This is a genomic window from Micromonospora sp. HUAS YX12, from assembly GCF_040215685.1.
GTDB lineage: Bacteria > Actinomycetota > Actinomycetes > Mycobacteriales > Micromonosporaceae > Micromonospora > Micromonospora tulbaghiae.
The window spans coordinates 1910598-1927182 of the sequence record NZ_CP157974.1 but is presented as its reverse complement, the minus strand read 5'-3'; the positions used below and the strand labels follow the sequence as shown (position 1 = coordinate 1927182).

Here is a 16585-nt window from a genome sequence, read left to right as displayed (position 1 = left end):
GACCTACTTCCGCAGCTTCGGATCGAGGGCTTCGCGCATCGCCTCACCGAGCAGGGTGAACCCCAGCGCGGTGATGATGATGCCGAGCGCCGGATAGATCGCCAGGCCCGGCCGGATGCCCAGGTACGGCTGCGCGTCGGCGAGCATGACGCCCCACTCCGGGATGGCCGAGTCGGGGTTGCCGAGACCGAGGAAGGACAGCGCGGCCGCCTCGATGATCGCGGTCGCGAGCGTCAGCGTGGCCTGCACGATGACCGGGGCGATCGAGTTCGGCACCACGTGGGTGAGGGCGATCTTGGACCGCTTCACGCCGAGCGACGTCGCGGCCAGCACGTAGTCGCTGTTGGACTGGGCGATCATCGAGCCGCGCAGCAGCCGGGCGAAGATCGGCACAGACACCACACCGACGGCGATCATCACGGTGGTGAGGCTGGCGCCGAGCAGCGCCGCGATGCTCACCGCGAGCAGCAGGCTCGGCATGGCCAGCAGCATGTCGATGAAGCGCATCAGGGTGGTGTCGATCCAGCGGCCCCAGCGCCCGCCGAGGCCGGCCGCGGCACCGGCGACGCCGCCGATCAGCGCGCCGACCGCGAGACCGATCAGGGTGGAGACGACGCCGACGAGCAGCGTCTGCCGGGCGCCGACGATGAGCCGGCTGAACTCGTCCCGGCCCTGGTGGTCGAAGCCGAGCCAGTGGTCGGCGGAGACGCCCGGGATGATGCCCTGGCCGGACTTGACCAGGCCCTCGCGGATGCCGATGGAATCCGTCGGGCTGTACGGGACGAGGAACGGCCCGATGACCGCGACCAGGACGAAGACCGCCAGGATGACCACGCCGATGACGGCCGCCGGGTTGCGCCGCAGCCGGCGGAACGCCTCCTTCCAGAGGCTCACCCCCTGCTCGTCGTCGCGGGCGGCCAGCTCGGCGAGCCGGTCGATCTTCTCGCGCTTCTTGCCAGTGGTGATGGTCATCGCACCCTCACCCTCGGGTCGATCACGCTGTAGGAGAGGTCGACCAGGAGATTCACCAGCACGTACACCACCGCAATGATCATGATGAAGCCCATCAGCACCGGGTAGTCGCGCTGACTGATCGACTCGGCGACGAACGCGCCGATGCCGCTGAACGCGAACACGGTCTCGGTGAGCACCGCGCCGGAGAGCAGGAGACCGGTCTGGAGACCGATCGAGGTGGCCACCGGCAGCATGGCGTTACGCAGCACGTGCCGGCGCCGTACGGTCCGCTCGGTCAGGCCCTTGGCCTCGGCGGTCCGGACGAAGTCCTCGTTGAGCACCTCCAGCACGCTGGCCCGGGTGATCCGGACGATGATCGCGAGCGGGATGCTGGCGAGCGCGATGCCCGGCAGCACGAGGTGCCAGAGCGCGTCGGCGGCGGCGTCCCACTCGCGGGTCATGAGCCCGTCGAGGACGAAGAAGTTGGTGACCCGGGTCGCCCCGATGGTCGGGTCCTGCCGGCCGCTGGAGGGGAACCAGCCCAGGTTCTCCGCGAAGATCGCCTTGAGCACGTACGCCAGGAAGAAGACCGGGATGCAGATGCCGATGAGCGATCCGCCGACCGAGGCGTGGTCGAGGAACCGGCCGCGACGGCGGGCGGCCAGGTAGCCGAGCGGGATGCCGATGCCGACCGCGAGGATCATGGCCATGATCGTCAGCTCGACGGTGCCGGGGAACCGCTCCACGAACTCCGTGGTTACGGCCCGCTTCGTACCGGTCGAGGTGCCCAGGTCCAGCCGGATCATCCGCCGCAGGAAGCGGGCGTACTGGACCAGGATCGGCTCGTCGAGGCCGAGGTTGCGCCGGATGGCGGCGCGCGTCTCGGGCGTGCCCCGTTCACCGAGGATCGCGGTCTCGGGCCCGCCGGGAAGTCGGTGGAGCCAGATGAACAGCAGGACGGAGAGCCCGAACAGCGTTGGTATCAGCTGTAGCAGGCGTCTGATGATGAACCGGAACACGGGCGCCTCGGAGGGTGTGCGGAGGGGTGCGGGCGGGCGCTGTGGTCACAGCGCCCGCCCGCGTACGGTGCCTTCAGATCACTTGAACTCTGCGGTCGCGTACCGCTCGTCGGTGAGCGGGCTCGCCTTGATCCCGGTCACGTCCTTGCCGAACACGATCGCCGGCGGGGAGTGCGAAATCGGCACACCCGGCAGGAAGTCCATGATCGACTTGTTCAGTGCCTTGTACTTCTCCGTACGGGCCGCCGCGTCGGCGGTGGTGTCGGCGTCCTTGAACTGCGCGAAGAGCTGGGGGTTGTTGAAGCCCCACTCGTCCTTCGGGCGGTCGAAGAAGGTGCCGATGAAGTTGTACGCGTCGCCGTAGTCACCGGTCCAGCCGAGGAAGTGCAGGTCGTGCTTGGCGCCGGAGGTGGTCGCGTTGAGGTAGTCCGGGCTCCACTTCAGCGGGATGGCCTGGACGTTGATGCCGACCGCCTTGAGGTCCGCCGAGAGCAGCTCGAAGATGTCCTTCGGGTTCGGCATGTACGGCCGGGTGACCTCGGTCGGGTAGTGGAACTTCAGCGTCAGGTTCGACGCGCCGGCCTCGGCCAGCAGCTGCTTGGCCTTCTCCGGGTTGTAGTCGTACTTGGTGACGTCGCCGTTCCAGCCCTCGACGGTGTCCGGGAAGAAGTTCATCGCGACCTTGGCGCCCGGGGGCAGCTTCGAGTCGACCAGGGCCTGCCGGTTCAGCGCGTGCGCGATGGCCTGCCGGACCTTCAGGTCGGCCAGCTTCGGGTTCCCCTTCTGGTTGATCGCCAGGTAGAGGATGTTGAAGGCGGGCCGGGTGAGGACGTTGAAGCCCTCCTTCTTCAGCGGCTCGACGTCGGCCGGGCCGACCAGGTCGTAGCCCTGGATGTCACCCGAGCGGAGCGCCTGCTTGCGGGCGTTCTCGTCCGAGATCGTCTTGAAGATGATGGTCTTCAGCTTGGCCTTGTCGCCGTAGTAGTCGTCGTTGCGCTCGATGGTGAGCGACTTGTTCGCGACGTCCCACGCCTTGAACTTGAACGGGCCGGTGCCGGTCGGGTGCTCCATCGCGTACGCCGGGTACTTGATGTCCTCGGCAGTGCCGGTCACGTTGCTGGCGTCGTACTGCTCCATCGCCTTCGGGCTCTGCATCGAGAACGACGGCAGCATGAGCGCGGCCGGGATCTTGCTGGAGACCCGGGTGAACGCCAGGTCCACGGTGGTGGCGTCCTTGGCGGTGCAGGACTTGAAGAGGCTCGGCGGCAGGTCCGGGTTCTCGTTCTTGGCGAACCCGCCCATGACGTCCTGCCAGTACGCGGTCACGTCCGGGCTCTGCATGAGGCCCTTGGCGTTGTACCAGCGGTTGAAGTTGGCGCAGACGGCCTCGGCGTTGAAGTCGGTGCCGTCGTGGAACTTGACACCCGAGCGGAGCTTGAAGGTCCAGGTCGTGCCCGCCGCATCCGGCGTCCAGGACTCGGCGAGGCCCGGCGTCACCTTGGTGCCGCCCTCCTCCGGACGGACCAGGGTCTCGAAGACCTGGCGCGCCACGCGCAGCGACTCACCGTCGCTGGCGAAGCTGGGGTCGAGCACCTTCGGGTCTCCGGCGACGCCGAAGACGAGGGTGTCCTTCTTGCTATCTCCGGAGCCACTCTCACGGTTGCTCTCGGCGCAGCCTGCAACCGCGAGGGCCGCGACCGCGACGGCCGCGATTGCGACCTTCGGCCTGGATGCACGCATGGTGCTTCACCTCGTCCTTGGGGGTACGGACAACGTGGTGACAGGGTCACCGATGTGCGCAGACCTTAGCCCTCGGTTGGACGGCGCGGAAACGGGCGGGGGGCGGGTTGGTATCGAATCGTGTCTGTTCCGCAACGAGGCATACGAATCGAAGGAGAATCTCTTACGACGCCGAACTTTCGTCGGTTTGAAGGGCGAATTTATTACGTCGATCCGGTCCCGGACGCACGTTCCTGTTAGATCGACGGGCGTCCCGGCCCGGCCCGGAGACACGTCCGGCGGGCACCCCGGAGGGCACCCGCCGGCGGCGGTACGACTGAATTCAGACGGCCCGTCGGCCCTCGAAGGCCCGGCCCAGCGTGATCTCGTCGGCGTACTCCAGGTCGCCGCCGACCGGCAGTCCACTCGCGAGCCGGGTCACCGCGATCCCCATCGGCTTGACCATCAGAGCCAGATAGGTGGCGGTCGCCTCGCCCTCGGTGTTCGGGTCGGTGGCGAGGATCAGCTCGCGGACCTCGCCGCCGCCGAGGCGGGTCATCAGCTCACGGATCCGCAGGTTGTCCGGGCCGATGCCCTCCAGCGGATTGATCGCGCCGCCGAGCACGTGGTAGCGCCCGCGGAACTCGCCGGTCCGCTCGATCGCCACCACGTCCTTCGGCTCCTCGACCACACAGAGCACCTCATCGGTACGCCGTGGGTCGCGGCAGATCCGGCACTGCTCCGACTCGGCCACGTTGTAGCAGGTCGTGCAGAACCGGACCAGGTCCTTGACCTTGCGCAGCGCGCCGGCCAGCCGGTTGACGTCGGCCGGATCCGCCGACAGCACGTGGAACGCGATCCGCTGGGCACTCTTCGGGCCCACGCCCGGCAACCGGCCCAGCTCGTCGATCAGATCCTGGATGGCACCCTCGTACATCTGCCGGCTCAGAACCCGGGCAGGCCGAGGCCGCCCATGCCGCCCGCGACCGGGCCCATCTTCTTCTCGGTCAGCTCGCGGGCCGCCTCGGCGGCGTTGTGCACGGCCGCGACCACCAGGTCCTCGAGCGTCTCGACGTCCTCCGGGTCGACCGCCTTCGGGTCGATCTTGATCGCCTTCAGCTCACCGGTACCGGCGACGGTAGCGGTGACCAGGCCGCCGCCCGCGGTGCCGGTCAGCTCCGCCTCGGCCAGCTCGGCCTGGGCCTTGGCGATCTGCTGCTGCATCTTCTGCGCCTGCTTCAGCATCTGCTGCATGTTCGGCTGTCCACCTGGGCGCACGGACCGCTCCTTCTTCCACTCGTCTGCTCGGCCGCGCCCAGCCTAGTCGGGCCACGGCACCGCTGAATCGCGGTCGGCGCGCGCTCAGCGCGCGTCCACCTCGTCGATCTTCTCCGCCCCGAACGTCTCGCGCAGCAGCTGCACCGCCTGCTCCTCGCTCGACTGCCGGGCGGTCCGCTCGTCGATCACGTCGTCCAACGGCTCGTCACCCGGATCGAACCCCTCGTAGGCGGGCGCCGCCGCGGGCGCGCCCCCGCCCCGCACCGGGCCGTCGTAGTCCGGGTCGTAGGGCGGCTCGCCCGCCCACTCGGCGTCAGCCGTCTTCCGCGCCGGCTGCGCCGCGCGCGGCCCCTTGCCGGGACCACCGCCCGCAGCGGCCGCCGCCGCGGCCGCACGCGCCGCCGCGATCGCGCTGTTCTTCGCCCCCGCCGGCCTCGCCCCACCGGCAGGCGCCGGCGCCGCCGCGGGTGCGGCAGGCTTGGGTACGACGACAGGCGCGGTAGCGGTTGCCGTGCCCCCGCCCGGACGGGCCGCCGCCGGCCAGTCCTCCGCGTCGCCGGCGCTCGCCGCCGAGGCGGTGCCGGTGGCCGAGGCCGTGCCGGGGGCCGCGCCACCGAGTCGGGCCGGCTCCGGCCAGTCCTCCTCGCCGGCCTGGTCGGCAGCAGCGGTCGCCGTCGGCCGGTGCGAGACGCCGGGCGAACCCGAGCCGGAGACCGGCTGTCCCGGGGCGACGCCGGACGTCGAGTGCCCGACGGCACCGGAATCCGGACGGCCCGGCCCGGCGTCGGCTGCGTCGGCGTCCGGACGGCCGTGAGCGGCGCCTACCGCCCCGGAATCCGGGCGGCCGGGCCCGGCGTCGGACGCCGGACCGGGCGGGGCGGCCGCCGGGCGGGCCGGAGCGCTGTCGGGCGCGCTACGGGCCGGTGCCGCGTCGGCCTGCGCGCGACTCGCTCCGGACGGACGGGACGGGCCACCGAGTGAGGACGCGCCACGCTCGCCGGCCACCTCGCAGCGGATCTGCCAGCGGCCGCCCAGCTCCTCGTAGAGCGCGTCGGTCAGCACGGCGGCGTGGTCGGCCATCATCTTCGCCAGCACCGTCGACTTCACGGTCAGCACGAGCGTGTCGCCGTCCAGGTCGCGTACCACCGCGTCCCGCATCAGCGCGGCGATCCGCTTGTTGCTCCGGTTGACCTTGCCGACCACCTCGGGCCAGACCCGGCGCACCGCGACCGCGTCGAGCGCGCCGGGATTGCCCGCTCCGGGGCGGGGCGGCTCGGGCGTGGCCGGGTCGGGCATCACCGCGGACGGCGGTACCGGACGTCGGGCAGCGGCCTGACCGGACGTCGTCGAGCCGGCGGCGGCGCGATCGGAGGCGGCCGGCGCGGGGAACCCGGCGTCCGTGTCGGTGTGGACCCCGGCACCCGCGGCCGCTTCGGTCGCCACCGGGGCGGAGCGCGGGCCGGAGTCGGCAGACGCCGGGCCGGACTCGGCAACCGCACCGGCCGCGGGACGGGAATCGGTGCCCACACCGTTCGAGGCCGGACGGGAACCGGTGGCGGGGCCGGCCGGACGGGAACCGGGTGCGGCGTTCCGGGCACCCGCCGCAGCGGCGGCAGCGGCACGGGCGGCGGCGGCACCGGTCGGGGCGCCGGCAGCCGCCGGCGTGCCGGCGGTATCCGCGTGGACCGCGGCGGCAGCCGCGCCCGGGGCGGGAGCCGCCGGGCGTACCCCCTGGTTCTGGGTGGGGTGCGCGGAGTCGGCGGCGGCCGGCGGCAGCTCGGCGCCCCCGAGCGTCAGCCGGCGCTCCATCCGCTCCAGGCGCTGGAGCAGGCCGGCGGAGGAGTCGTCCGCGCCGGGCAGGAGCATGCGCGCGCAGATCAGCTCCAGCAGCAGCCGCGGCGCTGTGGTGCCGCGCATCTCGACCAGGCCGTTGTGCACGATGTCGGCGCAGCGGGACAGCGTGGCCGGGCCGAGGCGCTGGGCCTGGGCGGCCATCCGCTCGATCTGGTCGGCCGGGCCGTCGATGAGGCCCCTGGCGGCGGCGTCCGGCACCTGCTGCAGGACGATCAGGTCGCGGAGACGTTCCAGCAGGTCGGAGGCGAAGCGGCGCGAGTCGTGCCCGGCTTCGGCGACCCGGTCGACGGTGGCGTACGCGGCGGCGCCGTCACCGGCGGCGAGCGCGTCGCACATCTCGTCGATCAGCGCGGCGTCGGTGACGCCGAGCAGCGCGGCCGCCCGGGCGTAGTCGACGCCCTCCGGGCCGGCGCCCGCGATGAGCTGGTCGAGCACGGAGAGGCTGTCGCGCATGCTGCCCCCGCCGGCGCGAACCACCAGCGGGAAGACCGCCGGCTCGACCTTGACGCCTTCTGCCTCGCAGAGCTGCTCGAGGTAGGGGCGGACCACCTTCGGCGGGAACAGCCGGAACGGGTAGTGGTGGGTCCGCGACTTGATCGTGCCGAGGACCTTCTCCGGTTCGGTGGTGGCGAAGATGAACTTGACGTACTCCGGGGGCTCCTCGACCAGCTTGAGCAGGGCGTTGAAGCCAGCCGACGAGACCATGTGCGCCTCGTCGATGATGTAGATCTTGAAGCGGCTGCGGGCCGGGGCGAAGAACGCCTTCTCGCGCAGCTCACGGGCGTCGTCGACACCACCGTGGCTGGCCGCGTCGATCTCGATGACGTCGATCGAGCCGCCGCCGTCGGGAGCCAGCCCGCGGCACGAGTCGCACTGCCCGCACGGCTCCGGAGTGGGGCCCTGCTCACAGTTGAGCGAACGGGCCAGGATCCGGGCGCTGGAGGTCTTGCCGCAACCACGCGGGCCGGAGAAGAGGTAGGCGTGGTTGAGCCGCCCGCTGCGCAGCGCCTGTGACAGCGGCTCGGTGACCTGCTCCTGGCCGATCATCTCGGCGAACGTCCGCGGCCGGTACTTGCGGTAAAGGGCCAGTGCCACCCGTCCCGCCTCCTCTCGACCGAGCCATTCTGCGCCGGTCGGCCCCGGGTGACCACCCACCACCCCGTGACCCGACCCGCAGCGACGTTACCCGGCCCGGGAGACAGAAAGGCCTCCCGTGCACCCGGCAGAGCTCGCTTATCCTTGCTGCCTTCCGGCCCTGGGGAGGTTCACGAGGTACCGCCGCACGGGAGGTGACGCCAAGCCTACCCGAAGGGTTGTGGATCTTCCGGGAGGGTGGAGTGGCCCGCCGTCGGGAGACCTGTATCCTGGCTCGCGGAGGATTCGCCTAGAGGCCTAGGGCGCACGCTTGGAAAGCGTGTTGGGTTTACACCCTCACGAGTTCGAATCTCGTATCCTCCGCTCTCTTGAGCAGGAAGAACGACAGGGCCGGCCCCCACGGGGACCGGCCCTGAGTCGTCCTCCGGCACCCTCACCCGCCGCCCAACTGGTCCCGCCGCCGCTTCAGGTACGCCGTCTCCGCGCTGTTGCCCGCCAACTCGATCGCCCGGTCGTACGCCGCCCGCGCCTCCGCACCCCGCCCCATCCGGCGCAACAACTCGGCCCGCGTCGCGTGGTACGCGTGATAGCCCTCCAGCGGCAACCCGTCCACCTCCGCCAGCGCGACCTGCGGCCCGTCCAGTTCGGCGACCGCCACCGCCCGGTTGAGTCGCACGATCGGCGACGGGTCGACGCGTACCAGATGGTCGTAGAGCGCGGCGACCTGCGCCCAGTCGGTGTCCCGCGCGTCGCGGGCGTCGGTGTGGACGGCGTTGATCGCGGCGAGGATCTGGTAGCGGCCCGGCGGCCGGCCGGCGGCGATGCACGCGCGGACCAGGGCGTGCCCCTCGGCGATCAGCTCGCGGTTCCAGGCGCCGCGGTCCTGCTCGGCGAGGACGACGAGTTCGCCTGCCGCGGACACCCGGGCGGGCCGGCGGGCCTCGGTGAGCAGCATCAGGGCCAGGAGTCCGGTGGCCTCGTGGTCGTCGGGCAGCAGCGTACGGACCAGCCGGGTGAGCCGGATCGCCTCGGCGGTCAGGTCGGCGCGGACCGCCTCCTTGCCGGGGTCGGACGCGAGGTAGCCCTCGTTGAAGATCAGGTACAGGACGGCGAGCACGCCGCTGACCCGGGCCGGCAGGTCCTCTCGTGACGGCACCCGGTACGGGATCCCGGCCGCCTTGATCTTCGTCTTGGCCCTGGTGATCCGTCTGCCCATGGCGGGCTCCTGGACCAGGTACGCCCGCGCGATCTCCGGCACGGTGAGCCCGCCGACCAGGCGCAGCGTCAGCGCCACCCGCGCCTCCATCGCCAGCGCCGGGTGGCAGCAGGTGAAGATCAGGCGGAGCCGGTCGTCGTCGATGACACCAAGCGGTTCCGGGACGTCGGCCAGCATGAGCGCCTCCCGGTGCTTGTCCTCCCGCCGGCTCTCGCGCCGGATCCGGTCGACGGCCCTGCGGTACGCGGTGGTGGTGAGCCACGCGCCGGGGTTCGGCGGTACGCCGTCGGCCGACCACCGTTCGACGGCGGCGGCGAACGCGTCGGCTGCCATCTCCTCGGCCACGTCGAGATCGCCGATCCGCCGCGCGAGCGTGGCGACCACCCGGGCCCACTCCTCGCGGTGGACCCGGGTGAGCACGTCACCGACGTCTGTCACGCGCCCAGGAACGGCCGCAGCTCGACCCGCCGGTTGCACCGCTGCGACGCCAGCGCGGCGAGCGGCAGCGCCACGTCGAAGTCCGGCGCCTCGATGATCCAGAACCCGCCGACGTACTCCTTCGTCTCCAGGTAGGGCCCGTCGGTGAGCAGCGGACTCCCGCCCCGCGCGTCCACGACCGTGGCCGTCTCCGGCGCCGCGAGCCCACCGGCGAAGACCCAGTGGCCGTCGGCTCGCAGCCGCTCGTTGAACTCACCGATCGCGGCCATCTCCGCGTCGGTGGCCGAGCCTGTGGTGTCGTCGAGTACGGAGATCAGGTACTGCGCCATCGGTCCCTCTTTCGCTCTCGTCGGCCGTCGGCCGGGCCGCCGTCACCCCGGCTACGAACGCCGCCGCCCCGATCCGACAGCCTCCGCCGAGATCGATCAGGCGATTCTCGTACGCGAACGCCGGGGCTGCTCGTCGCAGTCATGGACGTGCCACAGCTTCTGGACCGGCTTCGCGACACCATCCGGGAGCGGCGATGGGTGGCGCTGCCGCTGCCGACGGGGTGAGGACGGCCGACAATCGTCGGCATGGCCGACGAGCGTCCCCTGTACGAGCGAGATCCGGCAGCCTGGCAGGTCCACCTCGCCGAGGGCAACGCGCGGCAGCCCCGGAAGCGGGTGGGAGCCGACGTACTGCTGCGCAACGGTGACGGCGACATCCTCTTGGTAGATCCGCGCTACAAGCCCGACTGGGACCTGCCGGGCGGCATGGCGGAGGCGAACGAGCCGCCGCACCTGGCCGCCGAGCGGGAGATACGCGAGGAGTTGGGTCTCGAACTGCGCGTCGGACCGTTGCTGGTCGTGGACTGGGTGGCACCGCACGGCCCGTGGGACGACAGCTTGATGTTCATCTTCGACGGCGGCGCACTGCCTCCCGCCAAGCCGCTGAAACCGGCTGACGGCGAACTGGCCGACGCACGATTCGTTGCGCTCGGTGATGCGCAGGCGCTGCTTCGCCCGTACGTTTGGCATCGGCTGCGTCACGCGGTGGCCGCGCTGAGCGACGGACGCCCGAGATACCTGATCAACGGAACCACCTGAGACCGTCGTACACATGTTCCATCCACAGCCTGTGGACGCCGAGAGGACCGGATGAGTTACCAGCTCAGCGGCGTGGTCGCCGACGTCGAGCTGCTTCGCGAGCAGACCGCCGACCTGGACCACGCGGTGCTCGCCGCGCTCCGCCAGGACTTCGCGCTGCTGCCGGTCACCCCGCAGCTCGTGCAGGAACTGACCGGCGGACTGCCGGACTACGCCACCGACGAGCCGCGCGCCGAGCGTCCGTTCCGGCTGGTGCTCTCGCCGCCGCTGGCGGAGGTGCTGGCCCGCTGGTCGAGAAACGGCCCGGTGGCGTACCTGGAGGCGGAGTTCGCGGGCGGCCTGGGCCACCAGTCGGCGGTGGTCTGGCTCGGCGGCGAGGTGAGCTGGGGCCCGCGGTACGACGCCACGCTGGACCGGCCGCGTACCGAGTGGCCGATCAACACCGCGCTCGCCCGGCTCGGCGCGGAGCCGGGCGCGTGGATCGACCCGTTCGCCGAGCTGGGCCTGCACCTGGAGCGCGACACGGACGGCTGGCTGGCGCACGGCCGGCGCGGACTGTCCGCCGACTACTGGGACGAGCTGGCCGACGAGTGGGAACTGCGCCAATCCGACCAGCACCAGCAACCTCATCGCCCCGGTCCCGTTGGTGGCTGGGGGATTGCATGAAACTACGACAATTCGGCTTTATCGCCGCGCTGCTTGCTGCCGCGTCCGCAGCCGGCAGCGGCGTTCATCCACAGTGGCCGGCCCGCCCGGTCGGCGCCGCTCAGGTGGTTGGCCTGGAAGGCCTGCGCAACGCGGAGTTCGGTGACACCGAGGCGGACCTGACCCGGCGCGGTGTGCTGCGCGCCGACGAGGCGGCCTGCGGTCCCGCGCTGGTCGGGCACGGGTCGGTCAGCCCGATCTTTGTCGACGACCGGCTCGTCCTGCTCTGGCTCGACGATCCGATGAGCACACCCGAGGGCATCAGCGCCGGCACGCCGGTAGGCGAGGTCCGCGCCGCGTACCCCGGCGCCGTCGACCTGCCGGCGCCGGCCGGCAGTCACCGCTTCGCCGGGCTGCTCGCCCGCGACGGCGACCGCGCGTACCTGTTCCTGCACGACGGGGTCACCGTCCGCGAAATCATCGCCGGGTACGCGGACTGGGCCCGCCGCCTCTTCGACGAGGGCTACGGGCCCTGCTGACCGTCTACCGGTCTTAGAGATGACGAGCGACAAATCAGGCTGGCGACCCAAGCACTGAGCCATTTTCATCGTGACGGCGCAGGTCACGGGCGGTGCGGGAGGCCGGTGTCCATGTAGGACGAGGCTCCCGGTAAGACAGCAATCGACCAAGATCAGATGCCCCAACCGGGAGCCTCGCTGTGCTGTCTTACCCTGCCGCGATTCCGTTGTCCACCGCCAGCCTGAACCACCTCGCTGCCCTCATCCGAACCCGCCGCCAGCAGCGACGGTCCCGGTGGCGACGCCTCGACCCCGGCCGGCAAGCCCTGCTCGCCCTGGCCCACCTGCGCAATGGCGACACCCTGACCCGCCTGGCCGCCGGATTCGAGATCGGCGTCACGACGGCCTGGCGTTATGTCCGCGAGGCCATCGACCTCCTCGCCGCGACCACCGACGACCTGGCCACGGCCATGACCAGGATCCGGCTGCTCGCCTACGCAATCCTCGACGGCACCCTGATCCCGATCGACCGGGTCGCCAACCAGAAGCCGTACTACTCCGGGAAGCACAAGCGTCACGGAGTGAACGTGCAGGTCATCGCCGACGCGGCCGGGCGTCTCGTCTGGGCCTCGGCCGCGCTGCCCGGCTCGACGCATGATCTGACCGCCGCCCGCACCCACGGCATCATCGACGCCCTGACCAGCGCCGACGTGATGACCTTCACGGACAAGGGCTACCAAGGCGCCAGCGGCAGCGTGCGCACCCCGTTCAAGCGGCGCCGCTTCCGGCCGAAGCTGTCACGCCGGCAAAAGGCCGTCAACCGGGCCCACGCGAAGATCCGCGCCCGCGGCGAACGCGCGATCGCCACACTCAAGACCTGGAAAATCCTGACCAAGCTGCGCTGCTGCCCACACCGAGCGACCGCGATCGTGCAGGCCATCCTCGTCCTGCACCGCGTCGAAGCCGACTGCTACGCAGGATGAAAATGGCTCACTGCAAGCCGGACCAACTGGACTACGGGTCAGAAGGCGGTTCCGAACTTGACGCGCTCCATGGTTTCAATGACGTAGTGGACGATGCGGGCAGCAGTGCGAGCCCAAGTCGAACCAGAACCCTCGCTACCTGCGGTACTCTGGCGGCCATCTCGGCGTTGCAATGGATCATCGACGACCTGGCCAAGGAGGCAACCGCCCGGCGGCGAGGTGACTGACGAGCATCACCGAACCGCCGTGGCCGCCGCCCACCAAGCGGCATCAGTCGACGGCGACTTGAGAAAGCCGGAAACGACGAAGCGCCCGGATCAGTCCTCCTGGACTACCGGCGCTGCGCCTCTTCAAAGGCGGTGGCGGCGGGATTTGAACCCGCGGAGGGCGTGAATCCTCACACGCTTTCGAGGTCTGCGATCCGCTGCCCGTGTCGGACCGGAAACCATCGGCGGCCAGCGATGACCATGAGAAACGGCAAGCCAGCGAACGCAGCCAAACGCAAGCGAACGAGACCAGAGCCTAGACCACCGAGACGACCTGCCCAGCCTCCTCGCGCCTGGCGGGTCGCGGCGCTGGCCACCCCTGACGGCTTTCGGCACTTGCACTTGCGGCTAGTGGACCGCACCGTAGACCCTACCGCGGAGCCATCCCCTCTACCAGGTGTATCTGTTTGAGATCGCCCCAGATCCACTCGACGACAAGCTTAGTTGCGGGCAATTGATGAAGCGCCGAGAATCTGTCGCCGCCAGCGAGCGTGTTAATCGTCCAAGATGGCAGCCCCGCCCGGCGAGCCCTCCGCTTGCGGAACTCATCCAGAAATTCATCCGAATGACCCGGGAATTCCTCATCTCCTGCGGAAGGCAGAATTTCGACCTTTTCCTCCGAGCCTTCAACAAGCGGAAGAATCTTGTAACGCACATGTGCACCGAGATCTAGAACCCGGACGTCACCGCTCATCTCAATCGGCCTCAGGCTCTGCCGATTCAACATGGAGGTCATATCGGCGAAAAACTCCGACACGAGTTCGCCGTACCCTGCCAACGCCGCCTGATAGATGGCTGTGAACCGAAGCGCCAACCGATCCGGGGAGTAATCGTTCCACCCCTCCAGATCAAGCGGGGCCCTGTCAGCTCCCGGGTACGGCCCCTCCATCACGCGGGTCAGCTGGGCATCCGACAGATCACAAATTATTTGCAAGAGGTGCCGGCTGTACGTTTTATTGCGCCCGATCTGGACAACGTCAGCATTGCACTCTAACAATATTCCGAGAAGCTCGCCAGCCTTCGATCTGGCCTTCTCAACGGACGCAGCTGCTCCGATCAATGAGGCTTCGATAAACCCGCCCGGAAGCAGCGAGCAGGCGACCTCGCGATACCACTCCGGCTCTAGCGAGGGAACGTCCGGATTGCGCGAAAAATTCTTGAGAAATTCTTCAAGCACACGGCTCACGACCGATTGGACGAAACGCCACGGCCAGGCCGGATGACTCGCGCAGCCAATGGCTTGATGCCAGAGCAAACGCTCTGATTGCCCGGAGGCATCGCCTCCAGCGCTCGAATGCGCTTGCCAAATTTGGAAGTCTGCCATGTTGGCGCTTACTGCCAGTTCCACCTGGACCGAACCCCACGAAAGTCCGTAGCGAGCTGCGAGCAGTTCGAAGGGTACGGGCATCGCTTTCTGCCATACGTCGAGCGAAGTTCGAATCCGCTCCTTCAGCACATCGGCCGGTGGCAGGGCAACGGGGTCGTCTTCTTCCATCGATTCCCCCCGGGACTGCCACTTTGGAACTGTCTCACCGATTAACCACGACGCGATCCCGGGGCTTACCGAGAGAAGCGGGGAAATCAAAGATCGACTCTGCTCCCAGCTTCCGATTGCAACCGCAAGCATCCAGGCCAACCGCCATCGCTCCCAGATGCCCAGGGAACTGAGTTGCCTCTCAATTGGAACCTCGCCCGCAAGTAGGGCCTGCGCGGCGAAGTACTGTTCAATGACAGGGCTGGGAAACCCAAGAAGTCGGTTCCGTCTTACAACCAAGCGAGTAGCGATTAGGGTGTCTCGAACTTCAAGGGGACCAATTTCTGACTCAGGCACCCGCCCCCCGTACTCAGTCGTGCGACAGGCGAGATTGCGGAGGGCTTCGTGCACATCAACCCCTGGTCGCTTTTCTCTGGCAAGGACGTCCTCTACCAGGATGGCCAGGAGGCCGGCGGGAGTAACCGACCGCGGCCTGTCTAGAGAGAAGTATCTCCCCGCCAGAATCGCAAAAAGCGGCTTCCGAAGCTCGGGCCGGAGAGACCGAGGGAGCGTGCTCGGATGGAGCCTTCTTCCAGCTACTATCTCTAGGATCTGGCCGATCTGCGTCTCAGAGAGCGGCGGTATTGGAGCCGAGTCGCGCCATCTGACGAAACCGGGCCGCGCGAAAATTACGATCCTGGATCGTGGAGAGCCGAGCGCCAGCGAGCGGGCGTTTTTGAGGATTTCCTCGGCGGCATCTAGGCCAACTTCGTCAAGTCCGTCCACCACCAAGGAAAAGGCCGCGCAACCCTGCGGCACACTACGTTCGACGATCGCAGTCAGGCCATCCCGCGCAGCGCCTCGCGCATCAACGAGGATGGGCCAGCGCTCGGCGGGATCTCTCAGCGCGGCAGAGATCGCGCGGCGGTGAACAATCTCCGCCAATGTAGACTTTCCGGAGCCAAGGTCTCCGGTGAAAAGCGCGATGCCAGACTGCAACTGCTCCATCGACGGTAACAGTTCCTCAATCTTGAACTCTAGCCCGTCCACGACCTCGGATGGCAGTTGAAGAGACTCCCAACGCTCGCGCATTCGAATAGCCGAGTCCTGGGCCATAGCCGCCAGGACCTCCTCTCGTGTGCGGTCAATGGCGGGCTCGGAATTGGACGGCTCACTTTGCTGTTTCGGCGCTTGGGAAAAGACGGTAGCGGCAACGCTGACGATCAAGTGGAGCAGTATCGCACACACCAGCAAGACGATAGGGGCCAGCTCGGGCCGTCCAGTCGCTACATTGACTGCCGCAGACACTGCAGCTGCAATAAGAACTTCGGAGACAACCTTGGCAAGCCTTACATCCAAGATTGCGCGAGTCAGCTTACGCTTCTTGCTCAATCACACCACACCCGATGCGCTAGCAACTGCGGACGGAAACTTGGAGGCGGCCAATAGCCCGGCGGCCTTGGCTTGCTTCGCGAAGTCGTTTAGCAGAGCCTCATGACGTGGCTTGCGGTCTTGGACAAACGCCTTCATCTGGGCACGGTACTCTGCGGGAGTCTTGGGACGGAACGCCGGGGGCTTGGGCTTAACTTGGGCTTGGCCTTCACTGAACTGGCCGCCGCCTTGATAAGGCCCGACTCAATTGCCTCTTTCAGGCCGGCCGACACCTTATCGCTGAGGTGCTTGCGCAGCAGAGCCGCGTCCGCCCGGAGCTCGGCCAGAGCCGCCCGGTCCCGCGCGACACCGGCTAGACCGGCCTCTCCGGCGTTCCGCTGATGCTGGGTCGCGCCCTGGTTCATGCTCAGGTAGAGCCGCGAGAGATCCGGCCAGTACAGGTGGACGACGTAGAGCCCTTCCTGTGCCGTAGCGGTCACATTGCTATCGAGGACAGCGATCCACGGCACCACGGGCAAGCTCTGGCCGGCGCTGCTGGCGAGCACCTTCATCCCCGACGGCACGAGCGCTGGCAGCTCACGCCGGACCGCCTGTAGGTGCTGCTGCGCAGGCTGGTCCCTCCCCTGCGAGTGCAGGTAGGCCTTCA

General features: G+C 68.9%; 15 protein-coding genes, 1 tRNA gene and 1 other RNA gene. 5 read left to right on the top strand and 12 right to left on the bottom strand.

Going from position 1 to position 16585, the window contains the following annotated elements; genetic code table 11:
- Window positions 1-3 precede the first annotated feature (3 nt).
- The 7 genes from ABIH81_RS09510 to ffs form a co-directional block, all read right to left on the bottom strand.
- On the bottom strand, window positions 4-972 hold the full coding sequence (locus tag ABIH81_RS09510) for an ABC transporter permease (RefSeq protein WP_128137904.1): 969 nt from the start codon (window positions 970-972) through the stop codon (window positions 4-6).
- Window positions 969-1973 (bottom strand): ABC transporter permease, encoded by a 1005-nt coding sequence (locus ABIH81_RS09505; protein ID WP_194803309.1) that lies wholly within the window; start codon window positions 1971-1973, stop codon window positions 969-971. Before ABIH81_RS09505 ends, ABIH81_RS09510 begins: the two co-directional genes overlap by 4 nt.
- Before the next feature lie 78 nt (window positions 1974-2051).
- On the bottom strand, window positions 2052-3713 hold the full coding sequence (locus ABIH81_RS09500) for an ABC transporter substrate-binding protein (RefSeq protein ID WP_349879935.1): 1662 nt from the start codon (window positions 3711-3713) through the stop codon (window positions 2052-2054).
- Between the two features lie 322 nt (window positions 3714-4035).
- The gene (gene recR, locus ABIH81_RS09495; protein WP_013289050.1) at window positions 4036-4629 is read right to left on the bottom strand and encodes a recombination mediator RecR; all 594 of its coding nucleotides are present in this window, start codon (window positions 4627-4629) and stop codon (window positions 4036-4038) included.
- 8 nt (window positions 4630-4637) lie between these two features.
- On the bottom strand, window positions 4638-4946 hold the full coding sequence (locus ABIH81_RS09490) for a YbaB/EbfC family nucleoid-associated protein (RefSeq protein WP_030502117.1): 309 nt from the start codon (window positions 4944-4946) through the stop codon (window positions 4638-4640).
- A 108-nt stretch (window positions 4947-5054) separates the two neighbouring features.
- The gene (locus ABIH81_RS09485) at window positions 5055-7919 is read right to left on the bottom strand and encodes a DNA polymerase III subunit gamma and tau (protein ID WP_349879934.1); all 2865 of its coding nucleotides are present in this window, start codon (window positions 7917-7919) and stop codon (window positions 5055-5057) included.
- Between the two features lie 107 nt (window positions 7920-8026).
- Window positions 8027-8116, bottom strand: an RNA gene (gene ffs, locus ABIH81_RS09480) — signal recognition particle sRNA small type.
- Between the two features lie 81 nt (window positions 8117-8197).
- Between ffs and ABIH81_RS09475 the strand changes: the two genes are divergently transcribed.
- A tRNA-Ser gene (locus tag ABIH81_RS09475) sits at window positions 8198-8282 on the top strand.
- 70 nt (window positions 8283-8352) lie between these two features.
- On the opposite strand, the gene ABIH81_RS09470 is transcribed toward ABIH81_RS09475, so the two are convergent.
- A complete protein-coding gene (locus tag ABIH81_RS09470) occupies window positions 8353-9573 on the bottom strand; it encodes an RNA polymerase sigma factor (RefSeq protein ID WP_349879933.1) in 1221 nt (406 codons plus the stop codon).
- Window positions 9570-9902, bottom strand: coding sequence for a YciI family protein (locus ABIH81_RS09465; protein ID WP_030273827.1), 333 nt, complete (start codon window positions 9900-9902; stop codon window positions 9570-9572). Before ABIH81_RS09465 ends, ABIH81_RS09470 begins: the two co-directional genes overlap by 4 nt.
- Before the next feature lie 246 nt (window positions 9903-10148).
- On the opposite strand from ABIH81_RS09465, the gene ABIH81_RS09460 reads away from it, so the two are divergent.
- The 4 genes from ABIH81_RS09460 (at window position 10149) to ABIH81_RS09445 (ending at window position 12807) form a co-directional block, all read left to right on the top strand.
- The gene (locus tag ABIH81_RS09460; RefSeq protein ID WP_349879932.1) at window positions 10149-10661 is read left to right on the top strand and encodes an NUDIX hydrolase; all 513 of its coding nucleotides are present in this window, start codon (window positions 10149-10151) and stop codon (window positions 10659-10661) included.
- A gap of 51 nt (window positions 10662-10712) precedes the next feature.
- The gene (locus ABIH81_RS09455; RefSeq protein ID WP_349879931.1) at window positions 10713-11327 is read left to right on the top strand and encodes a hypothetical protein; all 615 of its coding nucleotides are present in this window, start codon (window positions 10713-10715) and stop codon (window positions 11325-11327) included.
- Window positions 11324-11845: a hypothetical protein gene (locus ABIH81_RS09450; protein WP_349879930.1), complete on the top strand. Its 522-nt coding sequence runs from the start codon at window positions 11324-11326 to the stop codon at window positions 11843-11845. Before ABIH81_RS09455 ends, ABIH81_RS09450 begins: the two co-directional genes overlap by 4 nt.
- Before the next feature lie 179 nt (window positions 11846-12024).
- A complete protein-coding gene (locus ABIH81_RS09445) occupies window positions 12025-12807 on the top strand; it encodes a transposase family protein (RefSeq protein WP_349879929.1) in 783 nt (260 codons plus the stop codon).
- A 636-nt stretch (window positions 12808-13443) separates the two neighbouring features.
- On the opposite strand, the gene ABIH81_RS09440 is transcribed toward ABIH81_RS09445, so the two are convergent.
- From ABIH81_RS09440 to ABIH81_RS09430, 3 genes are read right to left on the bottom strand one after another with little or no spacing between them, the layout of a single operon-like run.
- The gene (locus tag ABIH81_RS09440; protein WP_349879928.1) at window positions 13444-15939 is read right to left on the bottom strand and encodes a hypothetical protein; all 2496 of its coding nucleotides are present in this window, start codon (window positions 15937-15939) and stop codon (window positions 13444-13446) included.
- Window positions 15940-16077, bottom strand: coding sequence for a hypothetical protein (locus ABIH81_RS09435; RefSeq protein ID WP_349879927.1), 138 nt, complete (start codon window positions 16075-16077; stop codon window positions 15940-15942).
- Window positions 16074-16574, bottom strand: a complete 501-nt coding sequence (locus ABIH81_RS09430; protein ID WP_349881052.1) for a DUF3578 domain-containing protein — start codon at window positions 16572-16574, stop codon at window positions 16074-16076. The genes ABIH81_RS09435 and ABIH81_RS09430 overlap by 4 nt, the downstream gene beginning before the upstream one ends.
- Window positions 16575-16585 lie beyond the last annotated feature (11 nt).